The following is a 595-nucleotide window of genomic DNA, read 5'->3' as shown; positions in this document are numbered from 1 at the left end:
AACTAAAGAAGAAATCCAAACAATCAAAACACTTTTAAAAGACTCTAGTACAGCTAAATATCATAAACGCCTTCAAATCGTTCTATTTCGTCTGATGGGTAAATCTTATAAAGAGATTATAGAGCTTTTAGACTGTAATCAAACAACGATTTGGCCAACTGTAAAAAAATATGAGGAGTTCGGACTCGACTCTCTCCTTCAAGAAACACGTGGTGGTCGTAACCATGCATATATGACAATTGAGGAAGAGAAAGCCTTTCTTGCCCGTCATTTGAAGGCTGCAGAGGCAGGAGAATTTGTTACAATTGATGCCTTATTTCAGGCTTATAAAAAGGAGTTAGGTTCTTCCTACACACGTGATGACTTTTATCAACTCTTGAAGCGCCATGGTTGGCGAAATATTAGGCCACGTCCAGAACATCCCAAGAAAGCAGACGTTCAAACCATTGTCGCGTCTAAAAATAAAATCTCAATTCAAGAAGACAAGAAAGCGCTTTAAAACCAGTAGGCATTTTCGTAAGGTTCGCTTGATGTACCAAGATGAGGCTGGTTTCGGTAGAATCAGTAAACTGGGATCTTGTTGGGCTCCAATGGG

The 595-nt window shown here is 39.5% G+C and carries 1 pseudogene; it reads left to right on the top strand.

From position 1 onward, the window contains the following. Nucleotides 1–595 (top strand): annotated as a pseudogene (locus tag HT671_RS08830) (winged helix-turn-helix domain-containing protein); the annotation flags it as partial.

The sequence above is a fragment of the Streptococcus sp. 2741 genome, from assembly GCF_013276315.1.
Lineage (GTDB): Bacteria > Bacillota > Bacilli > Lactobacillales > Streptococcaceae > Streptococcus > Streptococcus pseudopneumoniae.
Note: the sequence above shows the minus strand (reverse complement) of the source record. Positions and strands in the feature narration are given on the sequence as shown.